This is a genomic window from Ruminococcus sp. FMBCY1 (assembly GCF_023921805.1).
Classification (GTDB): Bacteria; Bacillota; Clostridia; order Oscillospirales; family Acutalibacteraceae; genus Ruminococcoides; species Ruminococcoides intestinale_A.
In genome coordinates, this window is record NZ_CP074197.1 from 628395 (window position 1) to 649353 (window position 20959).

Consider the following 20959-nt stretch of genomic DNA (forward strand, 5'->3'; position numbering starts at 1 on the left):
TTAGGTAAAATATTTTTATTTTCGACAAAATAATAGCTAAATATTAACAAGTTTATAAACTTTATTTAAAAAACTTGCAAAACAGTTAAAAAAGTAGTATTATAAGTATGTCGAAAGCCACAAACAATATTTAATTGTGGTAATGATAAATTGTTTTGAATTAATAAGGAGGAACATACAATGTCGTATGTAAGTGAACAGCTCGAAAAGCTTAAAGCAAAAAATCCAAATGAACCTGAGTTTATTCAGGCAGCTACAGAAGTTTTAACATCACTTGAGCCTGTATTTGAGGCTAATCCTAAGTATCAGGAGAACGCAATTCTCGAAAGAATCACAGAGCCTGAGCGTGTTATTATGTTTAGAGTTCCTTGGGTTGACGATAACGGCAAGGTACAGGTAAACCGTGGTTTCCGTGTACAGTTCAACAGCGCTATCGGACCTTACAAGGGCGGTTTAAGATTACATCCGTCTGTAAACCTTGGTGTAATTAAGTTCCTCGGTTTTGAGCAGATTTTCAAGAACTCATTAACAGGTCTTCCTATCGGCGGCGGTAAGGGCGGCTCTGACTTTGACCCTAAGGGCAAGAGCGACAACGAAGTTATGGCTTTCTGCCAGAGCTTTATGACAGAGCTTTGCAAGCACATCGGTGCTGACACAGACGTTCCTGCAGGCGACATCGGTACAGGCGCTCGTGAGATTGGTTATATGTTCGGTCAGTATAAGAGAATCAGAAATGTATACGAGGGCGTTCTTACAGGTAAGGGTCTCAACTGGGGCGGTTCTTTAGCAAGAACAGAGGCTACAGGTTACGGTCTTCTTTACTTCACAGAGGAAATGCTCAAGTGCAACGGTAAAGACATCAACGGTGCTACAGTTTGTATTTCAGGTGCAGGTAATGTTGCTATTTACGCTACACAGAAAGCTACAGAGCTTGGTGCTAAGGTAGTTACACTTTCTGATTCAACAGGTTGGGTTTACGATGCAGAGGGTATCGACCTTGACGCTGTTAAGGAAATCAAGGAAGTTAAGAGAGGCAGACTTTCAGAGTACAAGAACTACCGTCCAAATGCAGAGTACCATGAGGGTAAATTCGATTGGTCAGTTAAGTGTGATGTTGCCCTTCCATGTGCTACACAGAACGAGCTTAACGCTGACGATGCTAAGAGACTTATCGCTAATGGTTGCTATGCAGTAGCAGAGGGCGCTAATATGCCTACAACTCTTGAGGCTACAAAGCTCATCCAGGAGGCAGGTTTACTTTTCGCTCCGGGTAAGGCAGCTAACGCAGGCGGCGTTGCTACTTCTGCTCTTGAGATGTCACAGAACTCACAGCGCCTTTCATGGACATTTGAGGAAGTTGACGCTAAGCTCAAGAACATTATGGTTAATATTTTCCACAACATTGACAATGCTGCTAAGAAGTACGGCTATGAGGGCAACTATGTAGTAGGTGCTAACATCGCAGGCTTTGAGAAGGTTGCAGATTCAATGATTGCTCAGGGTGTTTGCTAATTAAATCCTTTAATAAATTCAAAATCCTGTCTGATTTTTCAGGCAGGATTTTTTATATGTTTATTTCGCTTTTATTGCAAGGCTCTTTATTTCATATGCTAATAATTCTGTTTTTACTGTGCAAAATACTTTTGAGGTGATTTTTTTTATGGCTAAAAAAGGAATGCACAGAGCAGATAACATTTACGATAAAAATAAAAACAGAGCAGAGATTGTACCCGAATTGCAGGGCGGGGCTAAACTTAGCAATGAAAAAGCCAATCCGATTATTGCAGGCACACAGCCGCCGTCACAAAAGGTGTATCACAGTAAACCGCACAGCGAAAGACCTATTTCAAATTTTTATTCTTATATAGACAACGACTTAGCAAGAGATAATCTTGAAAGCGATATTCCAAGCGCAGATTTGCAGGATTTATAAATTAAATTTTCAGATTAAGCAAAAACGGCACACCGTAATTGGTATGCCGTTTTTATGATTTTGAGTTCTTATATTCCTTAATAATCGGGATAAATTCTTTTGCGTATTTTTCCTGCTTTTTAATACCGACACCGGATATTCTTAAGAAATCATTTTCGTTTGTCGGAAGTTTTGCGCACATATCACGCAAAGATGCGTCGCTGAATATAACATACGGAGGAACGCTGGCTTTATCCGCAAGATATTTTCTGCGCTCCTTAAGTTTGTCAAACAACACCTTATCGACCTCTGTATGCTGAATTTCTCTGTGCAGCTCATCTTTAACGGCGAGGCGCATTGTAAGGCTTTTTTGCCCTTTCAAAAGCGGATATGATTTTTGCGTTACCTTTAAAACAGGGTATTTGTCCTCGGTTTGAGTTATATACTCTTCGTCAATAAGCCTTGTTATAAGCTCGTTTATAACCGTTCTGCGCTTGTCACTCATTATGCCATATGTAGACTGATTATTTAACCTGTATTTGTAAATATTCTCGCTTTTTGAGCCTGCAAGCACGGCGGATATTGTAGAAGTGCCGAACCGCTGCCCTGTTCGTATAATGCAAGAAATAATCTTCTGCGAATCTACCGTTACATCAGTAAGCTTGTATTCTTTAAGGCAAGCCGAGCAGTTTTTGCACTCGTTTGTGTGATACTCACCGAAGTAGTTTAGAATATAATTTCTAAGGCAGGTGGTAGATGTACAGTAACCTACCATTTTATTAAGTTTATAGTAATCATTTTTCTTGATTTTTTCACGCTGTTCTTCGGTAAGTTCGGTATTTTCGTCATTATTTTCAATAAAAAATTTTTGCGTATGAACATCACCGGGGCTGTACAGCAAAACGCAATCGGAGTTTTCGCCGTCACGACCTGCTCTGCCTGCCTCCTGATAGTAGTTTTCAAGATTTTTCGGCATATTATAATGCACCACAAAGCGCACATCGGGCTTATCAATTCCCATTCCGAAAGCATTGGTTGCAACAATCAGATTGCATCTGTCATTAATGAAATCGTCCTGATTTTTGCTTCGTATTTCATTGCTCAATCCTGCGTGATAAATCAGAGAATCATAGCCGTTTTCATTGAGAAAATCGCTGACTTTTTCTACATTTTTACGGGTAGCACAATAAATTATTCCGCTCTGATTTTTGTGTTCACTCACAATGGCGAGTAATTCTTTTTGCTTGTTTTGCGGACGCTTTACGGCGAAGAACAAATTTTTTCTGTCAAAACCCGTTGTTATTTCAAAAGGATTTTTAAGACCGAGCAGATTTAGAATATCCCTTTTTACAGCGTCGGTAGCCGTAGCCGTAAATGCGGAAACGACCGGTCTGTCATCAAGTTTAGAAATAAAATCGGATATTTTCAAATAGCTTGTGCGAAAGTCGTGACCCCATTGCGACACACAGTGTGCCTCATCAACCGCAATCAGAGAAATTTTTATACTGTTGCAAAGATTAAGAAAAGCGGGCGCTTCAAGCCTTTCGGGCGCAACATAAATCAGTTTGTATTCGCCTCGCATAGCGTTATAAATTGCTTTCGACTGTTGGGCGGGAGTAAGCGTGCTGTTGATGTATGCCGCTCTGATTCCGTTTTGATTAAGCGAAGTAACCTGGTCTTTCATCAGCGAAATAAGCGGAGAAATCACAATTGCAATTCCGTCCGACATAAGTGCCGGAATCTGATAGCAAATCGACTTTCCGCCGCCCGTAGGCATAATACAAAGCGCATCTCTGCCGCTCGAAATATTATCTATTATATTTTCCTGACCGTCACGAAACGAATCGTGGCCGAAGTATTGTTTTAGAAGTTCAAACTTATCCATAATAAATATTATATATAAAATCAAAATTATTTTCAAGCAAAGAGCCGAAAATGTTGATTATTAGCCGAAAATATTTTATACTATAGTTGTATTTTTTATTTGGAGTGATATTATGTTATTTTTAGAATATCCGAAATGTTCGACCTGCAAAAAGGCTAAGAATTTCTTAGACAGCAAAGGTGCCGATTACGAGGACAGACACATTGTTGAAAATAATCCGACAGCCGAAGAATTAAAGCAATGGCACGAAATGAGCGGACTTGACATTAAAAAGTTTTTCAACACAAGCGGTATGCTTTATAAGTCAATGAATTTAAAGGACAAGCTGCCGCAAATGTCGCTTGAAGAAAAATATCAACTGCTTGCAACCGACGGAATGTTAGTAAAACGCCCCATTCTCATTAACGGTGATAAGGTGCTTACAGGATTTAAAGAGGCAGAATGGGAAGACATAATAGGATAAGGAGCAATTATGAAGAAATTTATATCTTGGAATGTAAACGGTTTAAGAGCCTGCGTAACAAAGGGCTTTCTTGACTTTTTTAATGAAGTAAATGCAGATGTATTTTGCTTGCAGGAAACTAAGCTGCAGGCAGGACAGATTGACTTGCAGCTTGACGGCTATTATATGTATTGGAACTACGCCGAAAAAAAGGGATACTCGGGCACTGCGCTTTTCACAAAAGAAGAGCCGATAAGCGTAACCTACGGGCTTGGAATTGAAGAACACGATAAAGAGGGCAGAGTGATAACCGCCGAATTTGAGGACTATTATTTTGTGACCTGCTATACGCCAAATTCCAAAAACGAGTTATTAAGACTTGATTACAGAATGGTTTGGGAGGATGCTTTCAGAGAATATCTGAAAAATCTTGAAAAAGCAAAACCCGTAATCGTATGCGGCGACCTCAATGTTGCGCATAATGAAATTGACCTTAAAAATCCTAAGACAAATCGCAAAAACGCAGGCTTTACAGATGAGGAAAGAGGTAAAATGACTGCGCTTTTAGACAGCGGATTTACCGATACTTTCCGCTATTTTTATCCCGACAGAGAGGGAATATACTCGTGGTGGTCATACAGATTTAAAGCGAGAGAAAAGAATGCAGGCTGGCGTATTGACTATTTTCTCACATCAAAAGCCCTTGATTCAAGACTTGTCAGCGCCGATATTCACACCGAAGTTTTCGGCAGCGACCATTGCCCTGTTGAACTTGTGATTGAATAAATTAATCAGCCTATGAAATGCGAAAAATCTTGCGGAGCTGTTGTATTTACAAAAGAAAACAACGAATATAAATTTTTAATTTGCAGCAGCTTCAAGGCTTTCATGGATTTCCAAAAGGGCATATGGAAGCAGATGAAACAGAAGAACAAACCGCCTTACGAGAAATATTTGAAGAAGTCGGTGTAAAAGCAAATCTTATTGATGGCTTTAGGGTAGTCGACGAGCATATAATTCCGAGCAAAGTCGATACAGTAAAGCAAATAGTTTATTTTCTTGCTGAATATAAAAATCAGAATGTAAAATTTCAAAAGTCTGAATTATCAGCCGTTAAACTTTTAGCGTTTGATGAGGCTTACAATACTTTTGAATATGAAAGCTCAAAAAGAATACTGTCTGCGGCTTATGATCATTTATCTAAAGCAGTTTACTAAGCAAAAAACCTGCACTCTATAATTAAAGTGCAGGTTTTTGTTTTGAAAAAATCAACAGATTTTATACAGAATTAAACTTCGGCGATTACTTCAACTTCAACGAGTACATCCTTAGGGAGCTGTTTTACAGCTACGCAGGAACGGGCAGGCTTTTCTGTGAAATACTTGCCATATACGGCGTTGAATGCAGCAAAATCGTTCATATCCTTTAAGAAACAAACTGTCTTTACAGCCTTTTCAAGTGAACTGCCGGAAGCCTCGAGAACATTCTTAAGGTTTGTGCAAACCTGTTCTGTCTGTGCCTCAATTGTTGCAGCCTCAACATTGCCGCTTGCAGGATTAATAGCAATCTGACCTGATGTAAATACAAGACCGTTTACTACAACTGCCTGTGAATATGGGCCGATAGCATCGGGAGCATTTTTTGTATAGATTTTTTCCATAATAAATTCCTCCATATATTATACAAGCTTAAAGCCTGCGTTAATAAGTGCGTCTGTAATTTCTTTTACATGGTCAAAGTTTCTTGTTTCAAGTACAATTCTTAGGTAACAGCCGTTAATATCAGTACCCTCGCTTGCACGCTCGTGGTGGATAGAAATAACATTTCCGCCCTTTTCAGCGATAATATCGGCTACCTGCTTGAGCTGACCCGGTTTATCCTGAAGTTCAATGCAAAGTGTCTGTGATCTGCCCGATCTTAAAAGACCACGCTTAATTACTCTTGAAAGAATAGTAACATCAATGTTGCCGCCCGAAATTACGCAAACAACTTTTTTGCCCTTTACAGGAAGTTTGTTGAACATTACAGCTGCGAGAGGTGCAGCGCCTGCGCCCTCGGCAATCATCTTCTGTGATTCAATAAGTTTTAAAATAGCAGATGAAATTTCATCATCGGTTACGGTTACAATGTCATCGACATACTTCTGAACATACTTAAATGTGTGCTCACCCGGTTCTTTAACCTGAATACCGTCAGCAACAGTTGATACCTTGTCAAGATGAACAGGCTTACCTTGTTTGATTGACTCGTACATTGACGGAGCACCCTCTGCCTGAACACCGTAAACCTTGATGTTAGGGTTAAGGCTCTTGATTGCGCAAGCAACACCCGAGATAAGTCCACCGCCGCCGATAGCACAAACTACAGCGTCTGCGTCAGGCAATTCTTCAAGAATTTCAATACCGATTGTACCCTGACCTGCAATTACATTTTCGTCGTCAAACGGATGAATAAAAGTATAGTTATGTTCGTCACGAAGCTCACAAGCCTTATTGTAGGCATCATCATACACACCCGGTACCATACAAACCTCTGCGCCGTAGCCCTTTGTAGCCTCAACCTTAGAGATCGGAGCGCCGTCAGGCAAGCAGATAAGTGATTTAATACCGTATTTTGTTGCGGCAAGCGCAACACCTTGAGCGTGATTACCTGCCGAGCAAGCAATAACACCACGCTTCTTTTCTTCTTCTGTGAGCTGAGAAATCTTATATCCCGAGCCTCTTACCTTAAACGAACCAGTAATCTGCAAATTCTCAGGCTTAAGGTAAACTTCGCAATCATCGCTGATAGCGGTTGCCTTAACAAGCGGGGTAGGGATAACTACATCTTTAAGTACATAAGATGCGTGATAGATTTTATCAAGTGTAACCATATAAATCTCCTCTTTCACTCTTATTACTTTATAATTATAAATCAGAATTGAACCAAAAACAAGTTTTTTTGCAATATTCTTCAAAAAATATTGCATATTTCTGCCGCAATTATTGATTTGATTTACATAAAAGAAAGTTCGGCACATTATCATTGCTTTTTAATGTGCCGAACAGTAAAATTATGCTTATTCTGTTTTTATTTCTTCAAATTTGTTTTCTTCGGAAAGTTCATTTTCCTTAATGGCGTCATCTATTCTTTTGCCCTTTGTAAGGTAAGAGAACGGAGCGGAAATCAATATTGCGCCATAATATGTAATAAATCTCCACAACAGGATTGCAGGCTTAATTTTGTTTGCAAGTCCCACAACAAAGAACGGGCCAAAGTACATTGTAAACGCAAGCTCTGCGCCGCCGGATGCACCCGGCAGAGGCACAAGGTTTGAAGTAAAGAGTACAAACGACTGAATACAAATTGTATCAAGAAAATTAAGCGGAACCTGACCGTGCTCAACGGCAATGCTGTGCATATCAAAAGAAAGATATACAAAATACGGAACAGAGAGGATAGCAATTACTTGCAGTGCAACGAGAGCATAAAGCAACATCATACGCTTTTTATTTTCATAAAGCAGTTTGTTGCCTGAATGGAAAAGCTCAACCTGCTCTTTAAGCGATTTCACTTTTTTATCCGGATTTTTGATAAATTTGAATTTATGTAAAATTTTATCTATAAACTTAATAATTTTGCCTGTAATTTTCGGACTGAACGATACAACCAAAAACAAAACGGTAACAACTGTTTGGGTCAAAAAGCCGAGTACGATAAACAGGGTAGACCATATATTGGTAAAAGCCGCTTTAAAATAATCAAACTTTATTATAATGGCGAGTACGCTGAATACTCCCGTAACAATCTGATAATAAACAAATTTTTGCGTCATACACGCCGAGCCGAACCCGACTCCGACTTTCATTTTTGAAAGAAGATACAACTGCATAGGTTGTCCGCCTGTGTTGGACGGAGTGACAGCACCGAAAAAAACACCGACCAGCGCAACTTTGAGAGCGTCAATAAATCTGAAATCGGGATATTGTATTCTAATAAGTATCTGCGTTACAATACTGTCTATAACTATATTCATATCAAATGCGACTATGCCTGCAATTATCCATCCCCATATAAAACCATCAGGTGAAGAAAGCAAGTCAATCATTCCGTTTTCGGAAACGCAGAAAAAGACTATAAGATAAAAGGTAATGCCAAGAACTATTATATTAAAAATAAGCTTTCCGCTTATTCTAAAGCGTTTTCGCTTTTTCTCGGTGCTCAAGAAATCTCCTCCAAAATTTTCTATTCACAAAAATGTGTACTTTAATATAATACAATCTTTTTTCTGAAAAATCAATTTACAATTCTGTCACTTATGCACTTTTGTTGTAAAAAATATATATTTTGCGATAATTTGTAGAATAAAGCACTTGAGAATTATCAAAAACTGTGATAGAATTAATAAAAACAAACAATATATTTAGGATGATTTAATGCAATTTTTTAATTTTTACGGAATACCCGTTATTGCGGCTTTATTTATAATTTGGATGATTTTCAGATGTATTGACAAAAAGTACAAGCCGCCGAAAGACACGGTAAACAGAGGATTAAAAGCATTTGAACAAATCGGCGGTTTTGCGGTAATCTTCTGTATGGTATGCGGATTCGGAATACAGGGTAAAGGATTTTTGTCGGAAACAATGCGCAACTTTTGGATTGTTTCAACGGTATTTTTAATTTTGCTGCACATTGTAAGTTGTATAATGTTTTATCGCAGCAGAAACCACACACTGCATATGATGACGGCAATTTTTCCGAGTATAATTTTTATTCTTACAGGCTTGCTTGAGCAAGACCCGCCGCTTTTATTGTTTGCAATTATATTTGCAATAGGCAAAATATATATGACCGCCAAATCTGAAAGTTAATTCGGTGAAATAAAATGAACATTGTAATGCTATTAAAGCCAAAAGAAACAGTGGCTTATATTTATGAAGACAGCACCATAAGACAGGCACTTGAAAAAATGAAAGCGCACAGCTACACCGCAGTACCTGTTATTGACGAATACGGCAAGTATGTCGGCACAGTCAGTGAGGGCGACTTTTTATGGTACATAGTCGAAAAGCAAACGCAGGGTATGAAATCGCAGGAAAAGTATTTTGTGCGTGACCTTATCCGCACCGACTTCAACCCGTCTGTAAAAATAAGCGTTGATATGAAAGAGCTTTACGAGAGAGCCTTGAATCAGAACTTTATCCCTGTCACAGATGATTCGGGAGTATTCATAGGCATTGTAACCCGTAAAGATTTAATCAGCCACTTTGTTGACAAAAGTAAATTATAAAGTCAAATCCAACTTAAAATCCATACTGAACAACAAACCCTCTGTAAGTTTTTGCTTACAGAGGGTTGCTTATTTTATCGGTTCTGTTTTATGTCGGTGCTTTAATGAATTGTGTTTTGGCAAATTTTTATAATTACTTGACAAAGCATTACGCTAAGCAACAATTCAACAAACCTTTAATAAAGAACTTATATTAAATTTTGCAATGTTTCGTACAAGTTTGCGTCAGCTTTTTTAATAGGCATAGGTTTGTTTGAGCGGTTTACACAGCAATGTGATGTTTTGCCTACTGTTGCGAGAATGTCGGTATCAGCAAATCTGATTTCGTATTCAAATTCCATTTTTGCTGCCGACATCTTAGTAAGTTTTGTTGTGATGTAAACCTTATCGTCAAATTTCAACGGCACAATGTACTTTGCATATGCGTCAACAACGGCAATAGAAACACCTTTATCCTCAAGTGCTCTTACATCGCAGCCGATTTGCTCCATAAAGTCACATCGTGCTTCCTCAAAGAACCTGATATAATTTGAATGATGGACTATGCTCATCATATCGGTTTCATAGTAATTGATTCTTCTTGAATATGGTTTTATCTGCAAAAAATCACCCTTTATTTTTTAATAAGCAAACCGTTTTTCAAATCTTCTTTAGCCTGCTGTCTTATTTTGAAGTGCTGCTTTTTACCTGTCGCCGTATGTGGCAATTCTGTCACAAAGCGGTAATATCTCGGAGCCTGATACTTTGAAATGTCAGGGGAATTTGCGCAAAATTCAAAAAGCTCCTTGGCAGTAAGGCTTTCGTCCTCGGGAATAACATAGGCTGCAACGCTTTCGCCACGAACACTGTCAGGCACACCCGTTACTATACATTCCGAAACTTTAGGGTGCTTATTGATAGCCTCTTCGATTCTTGCAGGGTAGATATTTTCGCCCTTGCTGATAATCATATCATCTTTTCTGCCCGAAATTGTGATAAATTGATTTTCGTCCCAAGTGCCTACATCGCCTGTGTACATCCAGCCGTCGGCAAATTTATCCTTTGAGGCTTTTTCGTTGCCTACATAGCAATAGGTTGTCTTACCGGGGCACTTAATAATTATTTCGCCCTCTGTCTTGCCGTCACAAGGAACAGTATCATCGGGATTTGCTTTTCCCTCATCGTAAACATTTACGATTCTTACCTCATCATCGGTACATGAACGACCTGCAGAACCTGCCATTTCAGGTAAATCATACGGGCGTAAAAATGTATTCCAAAATGTTTCTGTTGTGCCGTAGCCGTTAAAAATATTAGGTGTAAGCACATTCTGAAAACGAATACAAGCCTCTTTTTCAAGCGGACTGCCCATAGTTATTATACCCTTTAAAGAAGAAATATTCTTAGGGTGCTTTTCCTGTCGGCTTGCAAGCAGAGTGAGAATTGACGGTACACCTGTTATAAAAGTAATCTTATTGCTCTCTACATATTCAAGGCAGGTCTTAGGGTTAAAATTACGCAGAATTACAATACATCCGCCTACATACAAAGTAGGGGTAGGGCCGCCCGAATGTAAACCGCCACGGTGGAACCACGGCGTCATATTCATTGTAATGTCGGTAGGGTTGAGCGGGAAATGCATAATTACATCGTGTGCCGAAAGCACTTCGTTTACATTGTTGAGCGGAACACCCTTTGGTGTGCCTGTTGTGCCCGAAGTCTGCAAACGAACAACCTCATCATATATATGCGGCTCAAAATCAACAGGCGGATTTTCTTCGGAGGCATTTTTTATATAGTCCTCAAAAAGAATATGTCCCTGTGGAAGTTCGATTTCTTTACCGGAGTTGTTTACGGCGATAATTACCTTTGGAGTATGAGAAGTGATTTCAAGAGCCTTTACAACTGTATCAAGGATTTCTGTGTCATACACATATACAGTAGGTTTGTTGTGACCGATGATTTCCGCCGTTTCGCCCGGAGAAAGATTAAAGTTTACGGGATTACCGATAGCTCCGAGTTTTTGCGGTGATATATATCCAAGCAAAAATTGTGTAGAGTTAAAAAGCTGCATAAATACAACATCGCCCTTTTTAACACCGTCTGCTTTCATGGCATTTGCAAACTTATTTGCAGCTGTGTTTAATTCTGTATATGTCCACTTTATGTTATGGGCAGGGTCAATAACAGCTGTTCTATTGCCAAAACGGCGAACATTTCTCATAAAGCCGTTAAGCCATGTAAATTCGCTTTCAAATGTTTTTACAAACATATCTGTATCATAAGTAAACTGCATAAATTTCTCCTTTATATCGTTAGGGATTATCCCTTGTATCTGCCTACAATAATGCTTGAATTCTGTCCGCCGAAGCCAAATGCGTTCGACATAGCATAATCTATTTCGTCTTTCTTTGCTGTGTTAGCGACAAAGTCTATTCCGCTGCACTCGGGGTCAACTTCATTTAAGTTGATTGTCGGAGGAATTACTCCTGTTTCAATAGCCTTTACACAGGTAATAACTTCTGTAATGCCGCCTGCGCCCATCATATGGCCTGTAGCGCCCTTAGTTGAACTTACATACGGAAGTTTGTCACCGAACACACTTTTGATTGATGCGGTTTCTACAGTATCGCCCTTATTTGTAGCTGTGCCGTGAGCGTTTACATAACCTATCTGTGATGCGTCGATATTTGCCTGTGCAATAGCCTGTTTCATACAAGCAATAGCACCTCTTCCTTCCGGATGCGGAGCTGTTACATGGTAAGCATCATCTGTGTTGCCGCAGCCGAGAACTTCGCCGTAAATCTTTGCGCCTCTTGCAAGCGCGTGCTCCTCGGTTTCGAGAACAAGCGCACCGCCGCCCTCTCCGATTACAAAACCGTCACGGGTAACATCAAAAGGTCTGCTTGCGGTAGCGGGGGAGTCGTTTCTGCGTGAAAGTGCCTTTGCGTTTGCAAGCGAATAAATTACGAGCGGGCAGAGAACCGACTCAGCACCGACAGCGAGCATTACATCGGCTTTGCCTGTCTGCATACACATACAAGCTGTGTTGATTGCATCGCCGCCCGATGAACAAGCTGTGCTTACGGTAAGGCTCGGACCTTGAATATTGTGGTCGATTGCTATATTTGCAGCGGCAATGTTGCCGAGAATTTTAGGAATAAATCTCGGTCCTACCTTTTTATGTGCAGCACCCGAAAGTGCGTCTTGAGTGAACGCAATTGTAGCAATGCCGTTCATAGCTGTACCCATTACAATACCTGTGCGTTCAGGTTCAATTTCAAGGTTGCTCTGCTTTAAAGCCTCCTCTGCAGCAATATATGCATACTGCATAAACGGATCTGTTTTTCTGATTAAGTCTTTCGGCATATAATCCGACGGGTTAAAATTCTTTACTTCGCCCGCAATCTGAACCGCAAGTTCAGATGCGTCAAAACTTTTGATTGTGTCTATACCGGACACGCCTGCTGTGATATTTTCCCAGTAATTATCTACACCTATGCCGATAGGTGTAACTGCGCCCATACCTGTAATAACTATTTTTTTCATAACTGCTCCTTGCCGCATAATTATTTATAGTATTTGATTATTATTTGATTTTTGCATACTATTATGCTATACTCAAATTATAGCAGAAAGGAAAGAATTGGTCAACTAAAGTTTTAATGTAATTATTTATCGATTTTGACTTATTTATTCACTTCCTGCATAACAAGATACAATTAGCGAAAGGAAACTTTATTTATGGACATAAATCAGTTAAAGTGCTTTATCTCTGTGGCACGCACACTTAATTTTTCTGAGGCTGCAAGGCGTAATTATGTTTCGCAGTCAACAGTAAGCCGATATATAATAGACCTTGAAAAAGAATTTGGGGTACAGCTTTTTATACGCTCACACCGTGATGTTCTCCTTACAAACGAGGGCAAGACTTTGTTGCCGTACGCAATAGAAATTGTAGAAACCTTGAACAAAGCCACATCTATAATAAAGCAGATGCATGACGGAGGAAAGGGAAGAATTACGGTTGCGTGCGACCAAACCTCTTTTTCGTTTCCGACAAAATGCATAAAAGAATTTCGCAATCGTTATCCCGATATTACGGTTGATGTAAAAGAACTTGACGGTTCGGAAAACGGCAATGTACTCGGCGGCGATTATGACTTTTGCTTTATGCCGAGGGATATGCTGCCCGAAAGCTCATCTGTCGAGTCTATAGTAACCCACAGCGAACAGCTTTATGTAATTGCGGACAAAACAAATACTGCGGCAAAGCAGAAAAATATTTCTATGGCTGACCTTGCAAACGAAAAACTTGTACTTCTTTCTGAAAATGTTTCTCCCATACTGTATATGGAGGTTATGGATTTATACCGCACTTTTCATATTTCACCCAAAATCACAAATACATTTGACGATGTAAAAAGTATGTATATGGCAGTGGCGGCTGGTATGGGAATTTCTATTGTTCCGAGTTCACTGCTTAATTTTTCATCGGACAAAAGCTGTTCAAGCATACCGCTAAGCGATGCTGACACAAGCATTTCTTATGTTATGGCGTGGAGTAAATCCGCTACCAATCCCGTTGCAAAGCATTTTCTTGAGCTCGTAAAAGAGTATGCAAACGATGTTGATAACATTTACGGGTTATAATGTGACTGTTCTGTGATTATATATAATAATATTTGTGATGTAATAAAAACTTTTCTATATTTTCACATAAATTTTACTTAAAAACCCTTTACTTTGGAAATAAAAGGTGTTATAATATCGTTAGTCAATGAAAAAGTGACTAATATTTCCTATTAGGGGGTCATAATAATGTACAGATTCACATTACCAAGAGATCTTTATCACGGAAAAGATGCTCTTTCAAGTTTAAAAACACTCGAAGGCAAAAAAGCAATTGTAGTAGTAGGCGGCGGCTCAATGAAGCGTAACGGTTTCCTTGACAAGGCTGTTGATTATTTAAAAGAAGCAGGAATGGAAGTTAAACTCTTTGAGGGTGTTGAGCCTGACCCATCTGTTGACACAGTTATGAAGGGCGCAGCCGTTATGAGAGAGTTTGAGCCTGACTGGATTGTAGCAATGGGCGGCGGCTCACCGATTGATGCGGCAAAGGCTATGTGGGCATTCTATGAGTATCCTGAAATCACATTTGAGGATCTTATCACACCGTTCAGCTTCCCTAAATTAAGACAGAAAGCAAAATTCTGTGCTATTCCGTCAACTTCCGGTACAGCTACAGAGGTTACGGCTTTCTCTGTAATTACCGACTACGACAAGGGTATCAAGTATCCGCTTGCCGACTTCAACATTACTCCTGATGTAGCTATTGTTGACCCGTCACTTGCTGAAACTATGCCTAAAAAGCTTACAGCACATACAGGTATGGATGCTATGACACACGCAATTGAGGCATATGTATCTACTCTTAACTGTGATTATACAGATGCTCTTGCACTTCACGCAATTAAGATGATTCACAACGACCTTAAAAAGTCATATGACGGCGATATGGACGCTCGTGATGCTATGCACAATGCACAGTGCCTTGCAGGTATGGCATTCTCAAACGCTCTTCTCGGTATTGTTCACTCAATGGCTCATAAGACAGGTGCTGCATTCTCGGGCGGTCACATTATTCACGGCTGTGCAAATGCTATGTACCTTCCAAAGGTAATTAAATATAATTCAAAAGATGCTACAGCAGCCGAGCGTTATGCACAGATTGCTAAATTCATCGACCTTAAGGGCGAAACAACAGAAGAACTCGTTGACGCACTTATCGCAGAACTTCGCTCAATGAACGATCAGCTTGACATTCCGCAGGCTATTAAGAACTACGGTCCGGGCGGCGTTAAGGCTGATGTAAGCATTATCGACGAAAAAGAGTTTATGGATAAGCTCCCCGAAACAGCTAAGAATGCTATCGCAGACGCTTGCACAGGCTCTAACCCTCGTCAGCCAAGTCAGGAAGAAATGGAAAAACTCCTTAAGGCTTGCTACTATGACCTCGAAATTGATTTCTGATTAATTTCCGATTAATTAAACAATAAATTTTTTCATTATAGTCTCCTTTTCTTTATACTTAATCTATGAATTCTAATTATAATATTGTTTTCATTTGATAACCTCAAAGCCTGCCCTTGCATAATGTAAGGGCAGGCTTTCTGTTTGGATTTTTTAAATTAAGTTGATTTACATAATATGAGAAATCAGATAGCAAAGAGCTACGCCAATCATTGTCGGCATAACTATCGAAAACATCGTCCAACCCATACTACCAGTTTCTTTTTTAATTGTAAGGCAGGTTGTGGAGCAAGGGAAGTGGAAGATGCACATTACTATTGTACAGATTGCCGTTGTAAGCGTCCAGCCGTTTTGCGTAAGCAATGCAAAAAGTTCCTCATAACTTGCAAAATCAGTCAGCGTACCCGTGGAAAGGTACGACATAATTATAATCGGTATGACAGTTTCATTTGCAGGAAAGCCGAGTACAAAAGCCATTATAATTACACCGTCAAGACCTATGGCTCTGCCGAACGGGTCAAAAAAATCCGTACAATACGAAAGCAGTGAGCTGTCAGCAATATAGATATTTGCAAGTAGCCATATCAGCGCTCCTGCCGGAATTGCTACTATAACCGCTCTGCCAAGTACAAACAAGGTACGGTCTAAAAACGAGCTGACTATAGTTTTTAGAATTCTCGGCTTGCGGTACGGCGGAAGTTCAAGCGCAAAAGCCGAACGCTCGCCGCTTAACAGCGTTACAGACAATATTTTAGACACAAACATTGTCATCATAACCGCAAAAAGTATCAGTAAAACAAGGATTAACGCTATGCTTATTGAACTTGCAAACACGCAGGCACTGCCCGAAAAGAATATTGTAATCAGCGCAATAAGCATCGGAAATCTTCCGTTGCAGGGCATAAAATTATTTGTAACTGTCGCAATCAGTCTTTCTTTAGGTGATTCTATTATGCGACAGCCCGTAACTCCGCAGGCATTACAGCCGATTCCCATTGCCATAGTCAAGCCTTGCTTGCCGTGCGCACCGCATTTTGAAAAGAATTTGTCAAGATTAAACGCTATCCTCGGTAAATAGCCAAAGTCCTCTATCAGCGCAAACAGCGGAAAAAATATCGCCATTGGCGGCAGCATTACCGCAACCACCCAACTGAGTGTCGTGTATATTCCGTTTATAAAAAAGCCTTTTATAAAATCGGGTGCATTAAAAAAATCGAATACATATACCAAACCGACTTTTATATATTCAAACAGTTCGCTCAAAAGACGGCTCGGATAATTTGCGCCGACCGCAGTTATCCAGAAAAGCAAACCGAGCAAAAGTATCATAATAGGTATTCCCGTAATTTTAGAAGTAAGTATTTTATCAAGCTTTTTAGTTTTTTCGCTTATGTTTTCACCGCATTTTTTTATACAGCGACTGCATATTTCCTTTGACCGAGCGGCAAGAAATTCAGTGTTTTCTTTGTGCTTTTCCTTATTAAAAATATCTATTCCGTCATACAGCCTTGTAACACGAAAGCATTTTGTTTTTTCGGTGCAGACATCGTAAATTTTCTCTCGTATTTTTTCAATATCGCTTTTCTTTGTAGCATTGGTGCTTATAACAGGTATGCCGAGATTAAGCGACAGCTCATCTTCATCAATAACAAAACCGTTTTTACAACATTCGTCGCTAAGATTGAGGCACAGCACCGCTTTTTTTGTTACCGAAAGAACCTGTAGGGTAAACGAAAGATTCCGTTCAAGCACGCTTGAATCAATTACAATAACCGTGCAGTCAATGTCATCTCTGACAAGAAACTGCCGTGAAACTTCTTCTTCGGGTGAAAAAGAAATCATAGAATATGTGCCGGGTAAATCGACGATGGAAAAACTTTTGTCTTTGATTTTTGTGCACCCTTTGGCATACTCAACGGTTTTGCCCGTCCAATTGCCCGTGTGCTGTTTCATACCTGTAAGAGCATTGAAAATCGTGCTTTTTCCGACATTAGGATTGCCGGCAAGTACCACATTGTAGTCTGTATTGTCGCAAATTTTTCCGTTTGCCTCTGTTTTACGGCTGTTTCTTGTCAGCAAATAAAAACCTCCCAACTTTTTAATTATTTATGCGTAATCCCGATTTAGGCGTACCGTAATTTTACTGCAATCGCTTTCTCTAAGCGCAATTACCGTTCCTTTTGACAAATACGCTGTCGGGTCGCCAAACGGACTTTTCATTATCGGCACGATTTTCTCACCCTCTGTTATGCCCATATCAAAAATTCTGTTTTTTATGCCGTTGCCGCACTCAATACTGTCTATATAAACCTCGCAATTCAGCGGAATTTTGTCAAGAGTTGTTTTTTCCATTAACTTCACCTGAATTTTCTGTACATCGCATATAGGTGTGCGCCGTACTTACATTTTGATTACTAACAGAGTATTCAGACAAAACTATATAGTTACAATTTTAGTTTTGCCTTTAAAATTTACATTGCCTATGTTATAATTGTTATAAGCAATGCACTCCGCACATAAAAATAAAACGGGGTGTTCGGCTTTATGAAATTTAAGAAAATCTTGTATTTTACAATATGTTTTATTCTTATAATCGCTTTTGTTTTCCTGATTACAACGGCTTATTTTCGCCTTAATATACTGACGAGTGAAAATAATGTCAGCGAAAACACGCATACTGTAATAATCGACGCAGGTCACGGCAGTGAGGACGGCGGCGCTGTAAATGATAACAATGTGGTGGAAAAAGACCTTAATCTGCAAATATCCGTAAAACTTGCGGATATGCTTACACTGTTCGGCTATAAAACAGAGCAAATCAGAACAGAGGACAAATCCGTATATACGCAAGGCGAAAATGTGCGACAGCGCAAAGTTTCCGATATGAAAAACCGTCTTTCTGTATTTAATTCAAATCCCGAAAATGTGGTAATCAGTATTCATCAGAATAAGTTTACCGAGAGCAAATACAGCGGAACGCAAGTTTTTTATTCACCTAACAATCCGCAGAGCGCCGATCTTGCGGAGAGTATCAGACAATCTGTAAAAACTATGCTCCAGCCTGACAATGAAAGGGAATGTAAGAAAGCGGATAAAAGCATTTATCTTTTAAAAAATGCGACTGTGCCCGCCGTAATTTGTGAATGCGGATTTATCTCTAACGAAAGCGAATGTGCAAAATTGCAGGACGATACCTATCAACAAAAAATGGCTTATGCGATAGCTGTCGGACTGATGAATGTTTATTAAAGGAAGTTTAATATGGCAAAAATTAAAAGTGTATATATATGCTCGCAGTGCGGCTACGAATCACCGAAATGGTACGGAAAATGTCCGACCTGCGGCGAATGGAACACAATGGAAGAAGAAATCAAAGAAAGCGTGAAAGCTGCGCCTGCCGTAAAAAGAAAGGTAGCTTCTGCGGTTTCTTCTCCTTATTCAATTACGGAAATCACCACAGAAAACGAGCACCGCTACGATACGGGCTGCGGCGAACTTAACCGTGTGCTTGGCGGCGGCATTGTAAAGGGCAGTCTTATTTTGCTCGGAGGTGATCCGGGTATCGGCAAATCAACCGTGTTACTGCAAATCTGTCAATATCTCGGCAACTCAATGAAAGTGCTTTATGTGTCTGGCGAAGAATCGCAAAGACAGCTTAAGTTAAGGGCAAACCGACTCGGTGTAAATTCTCCGAATCTTTTTGTAATGACCGAAACCGATGTAGAAGTAGTGTGCGAACAAATCCGTGCTGAAAAGCCCGATATAGTAATGATCGACTCAATTCAGACAATGAATCTTACAGAATTAAGCTCCTCACCGGGCAGTGTAACGCAGGTCAGAGAATCGACAAACTGCCTTATGCGCACGGCAAAGTCGCTTGATATTCCAATGTTTGTGGTAGGTCATGTAAACAAAGAGGGTTCCATTGCGGGTCCGAAAGTGCTTGAGCACATCGTTGATACCGTACTGCACTTTGAAGGTGACAAGCAGATGTCATGCAGAATTTTAAGAGCAGTCAAAAACAGATACGGTTCTACAAACGAAATCGGCGTGTTTGAAATGACCGACACGGGACTTGTGGAAGTGCCCAATCCGTCTGTAATGTTGCTGTCGGGCAGACCGAAAGGCGTATCGGGTACTTGCGTAACCTGTACAATTGAGGGTTCTCGTCCTATTCTTGCGGAAGTTCAGGGACTTGCAACGCAAAGCGGCTACGGCAACGCTCGAAGAATGGCAACGGGCTTTGACTACAACCGACTTTCGCTTTTGCTTGCCGTGCTTGAAAAAAGAGCGGGATATTATTTTTCAAACAATGACGCTTATATAAACATTGTCGGCGGTCTTAGAATTGACGAACCTGCCATTGACCTTGCGGTCGCAATGGCGCTTATCAGCAGTCTGAAAGATGTTCCGATTGACGAGAATGTTGTAGTGTTCGGCGAAATCGGTCTTGCCGGCGAAATCAGGGCGGTTTCTCAAGCTCAATTAAGAGTAAACGAGGCTGTAAGGCTTGGATTTACAAAAATCATTCTTCCGTATCACAATCTGAAAGCCGTAAAATGTGACGGTGCAGAGCTTATCGGAGTTAAAAATATAAGACAGGCCTTTGAGGCAGTCAGCATATGAGCGCCTTTGTAATGTCCGACGAGTACCCGAAACTTTGCAAAGCAATTGAAAATTTTGGGTACGATATTATACCGTCGGATAAAATTTTACAATTTAATATACCCGAGCAGCGGCACATTGATATGCAAATGCTAAAAATCAACAACGATATTTTTCTGCTTAACGAATGTAATAATTTAAAAAGACTTCTTGAAAACAAAGATTATAATATAATTCTTTGCAAGAATAATATTAACGGTAAATATCCGCATTGCGTGGCACTTAATTGCCTGTATATCAGCGGAAAATTATACGGCAGGGAAGAGGCTATAGATGTTTCAGTCAAAAATTACTGCAAGGAAAACGGCATTGAGATAGTCGATGTAAAACAAGGTTACACACGCTGTTCAACTGCGGTTATCGGTAAAAACAGCGCCATAACCGCCGACAGCACAATCTATAATGCGCTTACCAAAAACGGAATTGATGTTCTGAAAATCGACAGCGGAAGCATAAGACTTGACGGATACGATTACGGATTTATCGGCGGTGCGTGCACAATGATTGATGACGGTACTGTAGCGTTTTTCGGTGATATAAAAACTCACCCGAACTTCCGAAAAATCGAAAGATTTTGTATAATTCATAATGTAAAAATAATTAATTTAGCAGAAAATAAACCGCTTACAGATGTAGGCGGCGCAGTAAAGATATGACAAGCCCCGGCTTTGGAAAAATCAAAGTCGGGGCTGTTTTTTTATTAGCGTCTTTATCAAAAGTTGTGGTAAATTATGGTTTAGATTAAATAATTTTAAAATTTAGGTCAACATT

At 39.9% G+C, this 20959-nt stretch carries 21 protein-coding genes; 12 read left to right on the plus strand and 9 right to left on the minus strand.

The window, feature by feature from the left end; translation table 11 throughout:
• Nucleotides 1-180: 180 nt before the first annotated feature.
• On the plus strand, nt 181-1512 hold the full coding sequence (gene gdhA / locus KGF34_RS02900) for an NADP-specific glutamate dehydrogenase (RefSeq protein ID WP_252559744.1): 1332 nt from the start codon (nt 181-183) through the stop codon (nt 1510-1512).
• A gap of 148 nt (nt 1513-1660) precedes the next feature.
• Entirely contained in the window at nt 1661-1933 is a 273-nt protein-coding gene (locus KGF34_RS02905) for a hypothetical protein (RefSeq protein ID WP_186934772.1), read from the plus strand.
• 52 nt (nt 1934-1985) lie between these two features.
• Here KGF34_RS02905 and recQ read toward each other — a convergent pair whose 3' ends face one another.
• Complete coding sequence (gene recQ / locus KGF34_RS02910; protein ID WP_252559745.1) at nt 1986-3797, minus strand: DNA helicase RecQ; 1812 nt, start codon at nt 3795-3797, stop codon at nt 1986-1988.
• A 112-nt stretch (nt 3798-3909) separates the two neighbouring features.
• On the opposite strand from recQ, the gene KGF34_RS02915 reads away from it, so the two are divergent.
• The 3 genes from KGF34_RS02915 (at nt 3910) to KGF34_RS02925 (ending at nt 5456) form a co-directional block, all read left to right on the plus strand.
• Nucleotides 3910-4260 carry an arsenate reductase family protein gene (locus KGF34_RS02915; protein WP_252559746.1) on the plus strand — a complete coding sequence of 117 codons (351 nt, stop codon included), beginning with the start codon at nt 3910-3912 and terminating at the stop codon, nt 4258-4260.
• A 9-nt stretch (nt 4261-4269) separates the two neighbouring features.
• The gene (locus KGF34_RS02920; RefSeq protein ID WP_252559747.1) at nt 4270-5025 is read left to right on the plus strand and encodes an exodeoxyribonuclease III; all 756 of its coding nucleotides are present in this window, start codon (nt 4270-4272) and stop codon (nt 5023-5025) included.
• Nucleotides 5026-5105: 80 nt separating this feature from the next.
• A complete protein-coding gene (locus tag KGF34_RS02925; protein ID WP_279310038.1) occupies nt 5106-5456 on the plus strand; it encodes an NUDIX domain-containing protein in 351 nt (116 codons plus the stop codon).
• A gap of 71 nt (nt 5457-5527) precedes the next feature.
• Here the strand turns inward: KGF34_RS02925 and KGF34_RS02930 are convergent, their stop codons facing one another.
• The 3 genes from KGF34_RS02930 to KGF34_RS02940 all read right to left on the minus strand — a co-directional run bounded on the left by KGF34_RS02930 (nt 5528) and on the right by KGF34_RS02940 (nt 8443).
• Nucleotides 5528-5899 (minus strand): RidA family protein, encoded by a 372-nt coding sequence (locus tag KGF34_RS02930; protein ID WP_022234259.1) that lies wholly within the window; start codon nt 5897-5899, stop codon nt 5528-5530.
• A gap of 18 nt (nt 5900-5917) precedes the next feature.
• Nucleotides 5918-7111 carry a threonine ammonia-lyase gene (ilvA, locus tag KGF34_RS02935; protein WP_249377381.1) on the minus strand — a complete coding sequence of 398 codons (1194 nt, stop codon included), beginning with the start codon at nt 7109-7111 and terminating at the stop codon, nt 5918-5920.
• A 186-nt stretch (nt 7112-7297) separates the two neighbouring features.
• On the minus strand, nt 7298-8443 hold the full coding sequence (locus KGF34_RS02940) for a lysylphosphatidylglycerol synthase transmembrane domain-containing protein (protein ID WP_252559748.1): 1146 nt from the start codon (nt 8441-8443) through the stop codon (nt 7298-7300).
• Between the two features lie 211 nt (nt 8444-8654).
• Here KGF34_RS02940 and KGF34_RS02945 point away from each other — a divergent pair, with 211 nt between their 5' ends.
• On the plus strand, nt 8655-9092 hold the full coding sequence (locus KGF34_RS02945; protein WP_022234262.1) for a hypothetical protein: 438 nt from the start codon (nt 8655-8657) through the stop codon (nt 9090-9092).
• A 14-nt stretch (nt 9093-9106) separates the two neighbouring features.
• Nucleotides 9107-9511 carry a CBS domain-containing protein gene (locus tag KGF34_RS02950; RefSeq protein ID WP_022234263.1) on the plus strand — a complete coding sequence of 135 codons (405 nt, stop codon included), beginning with the start codon at nt 9107-9109 and terminating at the stop codon, nt 9509-9511.
• Nucleotides 9512-9699: 188 nt separating this feature from the next.
• Here KGF34_RS02950 and KGF34_RS02955 read toward each other — a convergent pair whose 3' ends face one another.
• Genes KGF34_RS02955 through fabF form a run of 3 tightly spaced genes read right to left on the minus strand, consistent with a single transcriptional unit; the run spans nt 9700 to nt 13039 of the window.
• Complete coding sequence (locus KGF34_RS02955) at nt 9700-10113, minus strand: thioesterase family protein (protein WP_252559749.1); 414 nt, start codon at nt 10111-10113, stop codon at nt 9700-9702.
• A gap of 11 nt (nt 10114-10124) precedes the next feature.
• Nucleotides 10125-11786 carry an AMP-binding protein gene (locus tag KGF34_RS02960; RefSeq protein WP_252559750.1) on the minus strand — a complete coding sequence of 554 codons (1662 nt, stop codon included), beginning with the start codon at nt 11784-11786 and terminating at the stop codon, nt 10125-10127.
• Nucleotides 11787-11812: 26 nt separating this feature from the next.
• The gene (fabF, locus tag KGF34_RS02965; RefSeq protein WP_252559751.1) at nt 11813-13039 is read right to left on the minus strand and encodes a beta-ketoacyl-ACP synthase II; all 1227 of its coding nucleotides are present in this window, start codon (nt 13037-13039) and stop codon (nt 11813-11815) included.
• 195 nt (nt 13040-13234) lie between these two features.
• Here fabF and KGF34_RS02970 point away from each other — a divergent pair, with 195 nt between their 5' ends.
• Nucleotides 13235-14143, plus strand: coding sequence for a LysR family transcriptional regulator (locus tag KGF34_RS02970; RefSeq protein ID WP_022234267.1), 909 nt, complete (start codon nt 13235-13237; stop codon nt 14141-14143).
• Nucleotides 14144-14311: 168 nt separating this feature from the next.
• Complete coding sequence (locus tag KGF34_RS02975) at nt 14312-15523, plus strand: iron-containing alcohol dehydrogenase (RefSeq protein ID WP_022234268.1); 1212 nt, start codon at nt 14312-14314, stop codon at nt 15521-15523.
• 168 nt (nt 15524-15691) lie between these two features.
• Here KGF34_RS02975 and KGF34_RS02980 read toward each other — a convergent pair whose 3' ends face one another.
• Nucleotides 15692-17602: a ferrous iron transporter B gene (locus KGF34_RS02980; protein ID WP_252559752.1), complete on the minus strand. Its 1911-nt coding sequence runs from the start codon at nt 17600-17602 to the stop codon at nt 15692-15694.
• Nucleotides 17603-17629: 27 nt separating this feature from the next.
• Nucleotides 17630-17875: a FeoA family protein gene (locus KGF34_RS02985; RefSeq protein ID WP_249377373.1), complete on the minus strand. Its 246-nt coding sequence runs from the start codon at nt 17873-17875 to the stop codon at nt 17630-17632.
• 192 nt (nt 17876-18067) lie between these two features.
• On the opposite strand from KGF34_RS02985, the gene KGF34_RS02990 reads away from it, so the two are divergent.
• Genes KGF34_RS02990 through KGF34_RS03000 form a run of 3 tightly spaced genes read left to right on the plus strand, consistent with a single transcriptional unit; the run spans nt 18068 to nt 20844 of the window.
• Nucleotides 18068-18772 (plus strand): N-acetylmuramoyl-L-alanine amidase, encoded by a 705-nt coding sequence (locus KGF34_RS02990; protein WP_252559753.1) that lies wholly within the window; start codon nt 18068-18070, stop codon nt 18770-18772.
• 12 nt (nt 18773-18784) lie between these two features.
• Nucleotides 18785-20149 carry a DNA repair protein RadA gene (gene radA, locus KGF34_RS02995; RefSeq protein ID WP_195410209.1) on the plus strand — a complete coding sequence of 455 codons (1365 nt, stop codon included), beginning with the start codon at nt 18785-18787 and terminating at the stop codon, nt 20147-20149.
• The gene (locus KGF34_RS03000; protein WP_252559754.1) at nt 20146-20844 is read left to right on the plus strand and encodes a DUF6873 family GME fold protein; all 699 of its coding nucleotides are present in this window, start codon (nt 20146-20148) and stop codon (nt 20842-20844) included. The genes radA and KGF34_RS03000 overlap by 4 nt, the downstream gene beginning before the upstream one ends.
• The last annotated feature ends 115 nt before the right edge of the window (nt 20845-20959 follow it).